Annotated in this window: 10 protein-coding genes; 7 read left to right on the top strand and 3 right to left on the bottom strand. The window is 36.1% G+C overall.

Going from position 1 to position 9,483, the window contains the following annotated elements; all coding sequences use genetic code 11:
- The 5 genes from ACILQF_RS06905 to ACILQF_RS06885 all read left to right on the top strand — a co-directional run.
- Window positions 1–967, top strand: a 967-nt coding sequence (locus tag ACILQF_RS06905; RefSeq protein ID WP_395626685.1) for a YHYH protein, incomplete at its 5' end; no start/stop codon positions are given.
- A gap of 16 nt (window positions 968–983) precedes the next feature.
- Window positions 984–1,598: a hypothetical protein gene (locus ACILQF_RS06900; protein WP_395626684.1), complete on the top strand. Its 615-nt coding sequence runs from the start codon at window positions 984–986 to the stop codon at window positions 1,596–1,598.
- A gap of 77 nt (window positions 1,599–1,675) precedes the next feature.
- On the top strand, window positions 1,676–2,440 hold the full coding sequence (locus ACILQF_RS06895) for a YHYH protein (RefSeq protein WP_395626683.1): 765 nt from the start codon (window positions 1,676–1,678) through the stop codon (window positions 2,438–2,440).
- Window positions 2,440–3,042 carry a toxin-antitoxin system YwqK family antitoxin gene (locus ACILQF_RS06890; RefSeq protein ID WP_395626682.1) on the top strand — a complete coding sequence of 201 codons (603 nt, stop codon included), beginning with the start codon at window positions 2,440–2,442 and terminating at the stop codon, window positions 3,040–3,042. The genes ACILQF_RS06895 and ACILQF_RS06890 overlap by 1 nt, the downstream gene beginning before the upstream one ends.
- Window positions 3,011–3,667, top strand: a complete 657-nt coding sequence (locus ACILQF_RS06885; protein ID WP_395626681.1) for an SCO family protein — start codon at window positions 3,011–3,013, stop codon at window positions 3,665–3,667. The genes ACILQF_RS06890 and ACILQF_RS06885 overlap by 32 nt, the downstream gene beginning before the upstream one ends.
- Before the next feature lie 313 nt (window positions 3,668–3,980).
- Here the strand turns inward: ACILQF_RS06885 and ACILQF_RS06880 are convergent, their stop codons facing one another.
- The 3 genes from ACILQF_RS06880 to ACILQF_RS06870 are packed head-to-tail and all read right to left on the bottom strand — an operon-like array spanning window position 3,981 to window position 6,852.
- Window positions 3,981–4,667 carry a type 1 glutamine amidotransferase domain-containing protein gene (locus tag ACILQF_RS06880; protein WP_395626680.1) on the bottom strand — a complete coding sequence of 229 codons (687 nt, stop codon included), beginning with the start codon at window positions 4,665–4,667 and terminating at the stop codon, window positions 3,981–3,983.
- A gap of 10 nt (window positions 4,668–4,677) precedes the next feature.
- Window positions 4,678–5,838 carry an iron-containing alcohol dehydrogenase gene (locus ACILQF_RS06875; RefSeq protein WP_395626679.1) on the bottom strand — a complete coding sequence of 387 codons (1,161 nt, stop codon included), beginning with the start codon at window positions 5,836–5,838 and terminating at the stop codon, window positions 4,678–4,680.
- An 18-nt stretch (window positions 5,839–5,856) separates the two neighbouring features.
- A complete protein-coding gene (locus tag ACILQF_RS06870; RefSeq protein ID WP_395626678.1) occupies window positions 5,857–6,852 on the bottom strand; it encodes an NADP-dependent oxidoreductase in 996 nt (331 codons plus the stop codon).
- A gap of 390 nt (window positions 6,853–7,242) precedes the next feature.
- Between ACILQF_RS06870 and ACILQF_RS06865 the strand changes: the two genes are divergently transcribed.
- Window positions 7,243–7,668 (top strand): hypothetical protein, encoded by a 426-nt coding sequence (locus ACILQF_RS06865; protein ID WP_395626677.1) that lies wholly within the window; start codon window positions 7,243–7,245, stop codon window positions 7,666–7,668.
- A 121-nt stretch (window positions 7,669–7,789) separates the two neighbouring features.
- On the top strand, window positions 7,790–9,274 hold the full coding sequence (locus ACILQF_RS06860; RefSeq protein ID WP_395626676.1) for a cryptochrome/photolyase family protein: 1,485 nt from the start codon (window positions 7,790–7,792) through the stop codon (window positions 9,272–9,274).
- Window positions 9,275–9,483: the final 209 nt, after the last annotated feature.

The raw sequence follows: 9,483 nt of genomic DNA, 5'->3' as shown, positions 1-9,483 counted from the left end.
ATCAAAAATTGTCCAATTAGGTTTTGCAATTTGTATTGCACTAAGTGTGGGATCTTGTTCAAAAGATGAAGACAGTCAAATTACAGATACAAATGCCTTAGTAATAAAGGTAGAATCTGCAAATTTCTTGACTGCTGGCTTATCCGAACCGATTACTATTGTTTCTCGGACACTCTCTAATGGATCAACAGCTGATTGTTTCAAAATTATTTCAAAAAGTACCCCAACAGACCATTCCCAAGGCCCGTGGTGCCCAACCAACATTAGCGACGATAAAACCAAAGGTGGTATTTGGTTGGAAGGCGGCAATGTATATGATGTAGATGGAGCGTTTATTAAAAACTTGGCCACTTTTTACAATAATACAAACTGGCAAATGTATAATAATAGTACTGGTGTAATCACAAAAACGCTGACTCAGGCAGATTGTGTGGCAGCAGCTAATCCAAATGTTGGGGTAGCATATAAAAACTATTGTGTAGAATGCTTGCCTTCTTATGTCTCTAGCCTAACAAAAACTATTTATATTCCAGTAACGCCTGTAAAATTAGTTACTCCTATTAGTTTTGGGAATGGCCCCATGTCCTCAGGACCATCAATTAGGGGAATTGCATTTAATGGCGTTGTATTTGATGCTCCAGCACCGGCAAATGTGATATTAGCTGCTTTTACATTAGCTCCATTTGACGATGCAGGTGGACATATAAATATGGGTGCTGGTTATCATTATCACGCTGCAACAGGTTTGTCAAAAAAAATAACCCAAGCTGATGGTCATGCTGCAATGATTGGTTATGCCTTAGATGGTTTTGGTATGTATGAAAGATTGAGTGCCAGTGGAACAGAATATCAAGATCTGGATGCAAGCCGAGGACATTCTGATACAACAAGAGGTTATCACTACCATGTAGATAAAGCAGGAGCTAATAATTTCATCAATAGTTTAGCTGGAGCCTACGCTAACTAATCATGAAAAAAAAATAATGAAATCAATTTGTCTGATTCTTTTCTTTTTATGTGCAAAGTTAGTTCAAGCCCATGAGCCTGAATTATCTAACTTAATGATTTATGAACAGAATGGTAAGTACTTTCTCGTTATCAAAAGTTCTCTAACTGCCTTTGAGGGTGAGATTGAATATCTGTTTGGTAAAAACAGCTATAAAACCCCGGAAGAGTTTCAGCTATTAGTAATCAAACATTTACAGAATAATTGTTTGGTAATTATTAATGATGATACCTTTAAACTTAGCAATCCTAAGGTTGTACTAGGCCATGAAACCACGGTATTTGCAGAATTATTGAATGCACCAAAAAAGTTTAATTCAATTTATGTAAAAAATACTTTGTTTAAGGATATGCCTAACAATATGTGTGAGCTAATTCTTTCTTTGAAAGACCTACCCCAAAAGCAATATATTTTAAGCAAAGGCAACGAATATGAGGTAAAACTAAAAGTAGAAAATGGTAATTGGACAGTTTTGAAGTCTTCTTTTAAAACGCCAAAACTACTTTTTTTGTTCATACTTTCTATTGTTGCTTCAGTAGTTCTAATCATTAAGTTAAGTAAAAAGAAAAATAGCAGCAATAATGGAATTTGAGCCGATAAATAAAATAGTAAACACATCTCAGAACAAAGGGGTTTAACAATAATCAGATATATCTAAAAAATAAAAAAATGACAACTAATAAATCATCATTAGGCAAATTAGCTATTGGAATTATTTTACTAGCAAGCACTGTTTCTTGTAAAAAGAATGAGGACACAACAACCGCAGCATTAGAAGTGCCAGCCGTATATCAAAAAATTTATGGGGCTACAAGTATAACCAATGATGGTACTTACATCTACATCAAAACAAAAGATTTGCCCGATCATAAAAGCGCTTATTATCAAACCACTAATGCCTTGTATGAGGCATATAGTGGAACAACTTTTGGCGGTTATAAATTTGTGAAAAACCCTAATTCAATTATTGAACAATCCGCAACTTTTAAAATTCCTTTAAATCCTGCTTTAAACAATTCGCATTCCGCCACACCTTTAGGTCCAATTGGTATTGCATTAAACGGGGTACTTCTTTTTAATCAGTATGCAGGCCCAAACCAAGCGCTTACAGGAGAGATTGCATCTTTTGATAAATATTATGGACATCCACAAAATAATGGAGTATATCATTACCATGTAGAACCATTTTATTTAACTACCATAAAATCTACCAAATCTGGTTTAATGGGATTTCTGTTGGATGGCTTTCCCGTATATGGTCCCAAAGAGGAAAATGGAGCTACCGTAACAAGTAGTGGTTTGGATGTTTACCATGGCCATACTCATGTAACTGTTGATTATCCGAATGGAATTTATCATTATCATTTTACTGATGACGCACCCTATTTAAATGGTAACGGATTTTATGGTACTCCCGGAACCGTAACGCAATAATGAAATACCTTGTATTAATTTATATTGGATGTTTGTTGATTTTTTCTTGTAATGAGGATAAATCAATCAGTACAATAACTGGTGTGGAACAGATTATCCCTGCAAAATTCATACTTAAGTCAGCAGTAAATTTTACTGTTGCTAATGATATTGTATTTCTAGATAAAGAGAAGTTTTCTGGTTTTATTTATGATTTAGCATCCAATAAAAAAGACACCATATTGTTGGAAGGGTATATAAATGGCAAATTGAATGGCGTTTGTAAAAAATGGTTTACCAACAAGCAGTTGATGGAAGTGCGACTATATAACCATGGCAAAAAGCATGGCAAACAAGTTGCCTATTGGGCAAACGGCAACAAACGATTTGAATTTATTGCTAAAAACGATGCCTATGAAGGCGAAATGAGAGAATGGACGTTTGAGGGAAAGCTATTCCATCTGGCAAATTTTGTAAACGGACAAGAAGAAGGTGCTCAAAAAATGTGGAATGAGAATGGAAAAATAAGAGCCAATTATGTTATCATACAAGGAAAAAGATATGGCTTATTAGGCACTAAAAATTGTAAAAATGTATCGGATAGTATTTTTGTTGTTAAGTAGTTTCTTGCTTTGGGGTTGCTTAGAAAAAAAGCCTGAGCCACTTGCATTACCCTATTATAATGAGCCTGATTTTACGCCTCTTTTTATTAAGGAAAAATCAGATGTAGCCAAAAAAGTCACCCATAAAATTGGCAACTTTTCTCTATTAAATCAGGATAGTATTTACATTACTCACAAAAATATTGAGGGTAAAATTCACGTTGCAAATTTCATATTTACTTCTTGTGGTAGCATTTGTCCGGTGATTACAAAAAATATGAAGATAGTAAGTGATACTTTGAAAGGCAATAAGGATATTGTTTTTTTATCCTATTCTGTAACACCCTGGATTGATAAACCATTTGTTCTTAAAAAGTTTAAAGAAAGGAACAGTATCAAAAATCCAAATTGGCAATTTCTTACTGGTAACAAATCAGATATTTACAAACTCGCTAGGCAATCCTATTTTGCAGAAGAAAATATTGGGTTTAGTAAGGATAGTACTGAATTTTTACATACAGAACATTTTATTTTAGTAGATAGAGCAAAAAGGATACGAGGCATTTACAACGGTACATTAAGCCTAGAAATGCAACAATTAATTGAAGATATAAAGACATTGGAAAAAGAGAATTTATCTTTGTGAGTGCAGCAGCTTTATCATTCGAGAGCAGTACTTGTAATTACGAACCAAGTGCTTTTTTCATCGCGAGCGTAGCGCGACAATCTTAATTATAACTGAACTCTAATAATGAGATTGCTTCATCATGCCTCCTGGTCATGACAAGAATAATGAATAAAATTTCCCAATTTTCTTTTCCATGTAGGTTAAAATCAGTATTCTACTGGAAAATAAAACCTAATAAGATAGTCCGCCGCATAACTATGCAACGGACTATCTTTTTTTATAAAAACCACCTAAGCAACAGAAATTGATCTTTACAGGTTTAGGTGCACTCTTATTTACCAGCCTTTAATGTTTCAAGTAGCACTTTGGCCGCTTCTTCAGATGAACCCGGATTTTGTCCGGTAATCAATAGTCCGTCTTTCTTTACATGAGAACTCCAATCGGCTCCTTTGCTGTACGTTGCTCCCAACTTTTGCAGTTCATCTTCTAATAGAAATGGGACAATATTTGTCAGTTGTACCGCCTCTTCTTCTGTGTTTGAAAAGCCTGTAACCTGTTTTCCTTTAACTAATGGTTCACCATTTGCTGCCTTTACACCAACCAATACAGCCGGAGCATGACATACAAAAGCGACCGGTTTGTTGTGCTGGTAAAAGCTCTCAATTAATGAAATGGAGTTCTTATCTCCGACTAAATCCCATAGTGGTCCATGCCCACCCGGGTAGAAAACAGCATCATAATCACTTTCTTTTACTTCACTTAGGGTTAAGGTGTTGGCAAGTTTTTCTCTCAGTTCCTCGTCGGCATGGAAGCGTTTGGTAGCAGGAGTCTGATTTTCAGGGCTATCACTTTTAGGATCAATGGGTGGCTGCCCACCTTTTGGAGAAGATAGGGTAAGCGCTACTCCCGCATCGGCCATCAAGTAATATGGCGCTGCAAACTCTTCTATCCAGAAACCGGTCTTTAGTCCCGTATTCCCTAAATCACTGTGTGATGTCAATACAATTAATACTTTCATGTTCTTTTAATTAATAACTCATTTTAATAATTTTCTCTACATCAGCAGGCGCAAGTGTTTTATGTTCACCTAAGCCCAGCCAACCTCTATCAGTAAAGCGTTGAGACACTCTTTCAGCAGTACCTTCATATGCTGCAGTGTAATCAGATAATTTGGTATCTATTCCCAAAGAATGGAAAAAGTCAACAGTCTTTTCAATTGCAGCCTTTGCTTTTTCTTCTGTTGAGCCTGTTTTTATGTCCCATACCCGCTCTCCATATTGAGCTAATTTTTCTTTTTTAGCCTCAAAGTTATAGTAATAGTGACTTGGCGCTATTATAGCCAATGTTCTGGCATGATCTATTCCAAACAAGGCTGTTAGTTCATGCCCCATTGCATGCACCGCCCAATCTGTAGGAACTCCCTTTTGGATGAGTCCGTTTAAGGCCATCGTACAACTCCACATAAAATTGGCTGCCGCTTCGTAATCAGATGTGTTTTTCATGATCCTCGGGGCAATTTCAATTAATGTCTGCATAATACTTTCGGCAATACGATCCTGTAAGATTGCTCCAATAGGATAAGTCATGTATTGTTCTAGCACATGTGAAAAGGCATCCATAATACCATTTGCCAGCTGTCGTTCTGGTATAGATGTTACCACCTGCGGATCTAATATTGAAAATTGAGGGAAAAGTCCCGGACCACCCATACCTAGTTTTTCGCCGGTCTCTTTTCTGGTAATTACAGCACCAGAGTTCATTTCAGAACCGGTAGCAGGTAATGTCAGCACCGTTCCAAAAGGAAGACCATTTTCTGTTCTGATTGAGTTTTTTAGGATATCCCACGGAGTGTTGCCGGTGTACAAAGCTGCTGACGAAAGGAATTTAACTCCATCTATCACAGAACCGCCTCCAACGGCAAGTAAATATGTAATATTCTCTTCCTTGATAACTTTTAAAGCATCCATCAAAACTTCATATTCCGGATTAGCCGGAATGCCCGAAAATTCTAATACTTCAAAGTCGCTCAGTGCCTTTTTTACTTGCTCATATATACCGTTCGACTTAATAGAGCCAGCACCATATACCATTAATACCTTTGCATTTTTTGGAATTTCTTTACCCAGATTTCCTATTTGTCCTTTTCCAAAAATTATTTTGGTTGGATTTTTAAATTCAAAATTTAACATATCTATTTTTTTGTTGAGTTATATTTTAACGATCATTTTACCTTCATTCTTGCCTTCAAACAGGTCGATAAAAGCTTGTGGAATTTGATCAAAACCATTGACGATTGTTTCTGTATAAGTTAATTTGCCTTCGTTTAGCCAAGTAGTGAGTTGTTTGATAGCCTGCGGAAATTTTGTTGCATAGTTAAACATAATGAAGCCTTGCATCAAGACGCTGTTTCTTACCAGAATTGGTTGTAACCTTGGGCCAAGAGCTATTTCTGTGTCGTTGTATAATGATATTGCTCCACAAACGGGTACCCGCGCAAACTGGTTAATATTTGCAAGTACAGCATCAGAAATTACTCCTCCAACATTGTCAAAATAGATATCAACACCATCAGGTGCTACATTTTTTATGTCTGTTTTCAAATCCGGGGATGTTTTGTAATTAATGGCTGCATCGAAACCAAATTTGGAGGTCAAAATCCTTGTTTTTTCATCCGAGCCAGCTATGCCAATAACCTTGCAGCCCAGAATCTTACCTATCTGCCCTACCACACTACCAACTGCGCCGGCCGCTCCTGAAACCACCAATGTTTCACCAGCTTTAGGCTTTCCAATTTCTGTCAAACCCAAATAAGCTGTTAAACCAGTCATCCCTAAAATACCTAGATAGGAAGATAGTGAAGCAGCATCTCCATCAACCTTTACCAGGTCTTTTCCATCTGACACTTGAAATTCCTTCCAATCCAGTAGTGCTGAAACAAAATCACCAACCTTGAAGTCAGGATTTCTGGATTCGGTAACTTCCGCAATAATACCTGACTGAATTGGTTCATTTAATTGAAATGGAGGAATATAAGATTTTGCACTGCTCATTCTTCCTCTGAGATAAGGATCAACAGAAACGAAAAGTGTCTTCAAGAGAACCTGTCCCTCTGCTGGTGCTGGATTCTCTTCTTCAATAAATTTGAAGTCTTCCAAAGTAGGTTTTCCTACCGGACGCTTATCTAACAAGATTGCTCTATTCATTTATTTTTTTAATCAGGGGTATAATATTCGGGAATAATATTTATTTAATTTCTTAATTTTCGCAATATTTATTTACAAATTAAGTGTCATGAACATCTAAGTCAATAATGATACCATTAATGGTAAGTTGGGCTGTTCTTTTAAAACTATTGCATCCAAATTTAGCCTCAACAAAATAGAAGGGTCATTAGTTTATATTATTGTTTAAATACTGGTCGATTTTTTTCATAAGCAAACTACGATAAAAACTTAACCGACAAGATGGCGTACCTTTTAGCTTAGTGGGCTAATTGGTGATGCCAAAACCGTAAGTTTATTCTGTTGGTATGAAGCTCCTGTCAAAAAAGCATCCTATATTTATACGTTCAACATATTCTTAAACCAGACAAAATGAAAACAAGCTTTTTTCAAAATTCACTTAGAATTCTATTAGGCTCATTGATGGTAATGGCTGGAATTGGTCATTTGACAACTCAACGAAAAGAGTTTCTTGCTCAGGTACCCGGTTGGTTACCACATGATGCTGCTTTCATGGATTTTGTGGTGCTATCATCTGGCATTGTTGAAATCGCACTAGGTTTAGCTATGGTTTTCTGGGTAAAACACAAAATTAAAGCAGGCATTGCCCTTGCCATTTTTTACATACTCATTTTTCCAGGTAACATCTCTCAATATACCAACGGAATAGATGCTTTCGGCCTGGATACGGACCAAAAACGATTAATTAGGTTATTCTTTCAGCCTGTTCTTGTGTTATGGGCACTTTGGGCAACAGATGCCTTAAAATATCTTCTAAACAGAAATAAAAACTATTAAAAAACACCTGTTTACTTATTTTTAACTACACATATTCACAATAAACTATCCTAAGGGAGCATCTCTTGCCTTGAGGAACTGATTCAAAACAAAACCGACCTAATAGGAAACAGAAAAAAGCATGAATAATACCATTAAAATAATTTTTCCTAATCAATTATTTCAATTTAATCCACTATTCAGTCTTGAAGGCCCAATTTACTTAATTGAAGAATTTTTATTCTTTAGGCAATTTAACTTCCACAAGCAAAAAATTGCTTTTCACAGAGCAAGCATGAAGTTTTATCAAAATTTCATGCTAGAGAAGGGATTTTCTATAAACTATATCCAATCAGCTGATAATGAATCAGATATAAGGCTCCTCATCCCCAATTTACATGCCTTAGGACTAAGTTCAATAAGCATAATCGACCCATGCGACAATTGGTTATTAAAGCGAATAAAAACTGTCTGCGAATCATTGAATATCCATGTCAATATTTTGGATTCGCCCATGTTTTTGAATAGCAATGATGATTTAAAGTCCTTTTTTAAGTCTACGAAAAAGAAATTTTACCAGACTGAATTTTACAAGCAAGAGCGCATTCGCAGAAACATTTTAATTGATGGACATGGGGGTCCTGAAGGTGGTCAATGGACCTATGATGTTGAAAATCGAAAAAAATATCCCAAAAATAAAGCGGTAGTAAAAACTGAATTTCCACCCATCGATTCCTATACCAAAGAATCACACGAATATGTTAATAAGCACTTCAATAACAATATCGGTGAGCTGAGTGAAACATTTATTTATCCCATAGGATTTGAAGCGAGCGAAAAATGGCTTCATCAATTTCTTAAAAATAGAATGGCTGAATTTGGGGATTTTGAGGATGCTATCTTAAGAGATGAAATCATTATAAATCATAGTGTAATTAGTCCCATGCTCAATATTGGCCTCCTCACCCCCGATCAAATCATTACTCAACTGATAGCGTTTAGTAGAGAAAATGGGGTTCCCATCAATTCATTGGAAGGATTTATCAGACAAGTTATTGGATGGCGTGAATTTATTCGGGGAATTTATATTAGCAAGGGCACCGAAGAAAGGACTAAGAATTACTGGTCTTTTGATAAGAAGATTCCGGCAAGTTTTTACGATGGAACAACGGGCATTTCGCCAATTGATGAGACGATCAAAAAGATTTTAAAAACGGGTTATTGCCATCATATCGAGCGACTTATGGTGCTTGGTAATTTTATGCTACTCTGCGAATTCGACCCAGATGAAGTGTACCGTTGGTTTATGGAATTGTTTATTGATTCCTACGATTGGGTGATGGTTCCCAATGTGTATGGAATGAGTCAATATGCAGATGGCGGACTCATGTCGTCGAAGCCCTACGTTAGTGGAAGCAATTACTTGATGAAAATGAGTGATTACCCAAAAGGAGAATGGCAGGAAGTTTGGGATGCCCTATTTTGGCGCTTCTTGGATAAACAGCGTGTTTTTTTCTTAAAAAATCCGAGGCTGAGTATGCTGGTCCGGACTTTCGATAAATGGGATGAAAGCAAAAAGATAGCAATGCATGAAAAAGCGGAGAAATATCTTTCAAATTTGATTTGATCAATATTTTAAGGTAGCTCCGAAGGATGATAAGCATCATTCTATCTATTTAGTTAATGAGCTGAGAACCCCAACTAAAGGGGAATTATAAATCAACAATTAAAACTACCATTTTCAAACATAAATTTGAATCTTTGTATCATGGAAAAGTATTTCAAAGTAATGATCGATGGCTATTCCGGCTACGCAAATTACTTTTTTAATGAAAT

Source organism: Daejeonella sp. (assembly GCF_044232565.1).
Lineage (GTDB): Bacteria > Bacteroidota > Bacteroidia > Sphingobacteriales > Sphingobacteriaceae > Daejeonella.
This window is presented reverse-complemented; position numbering and strand designations above follow the sequence as displayed.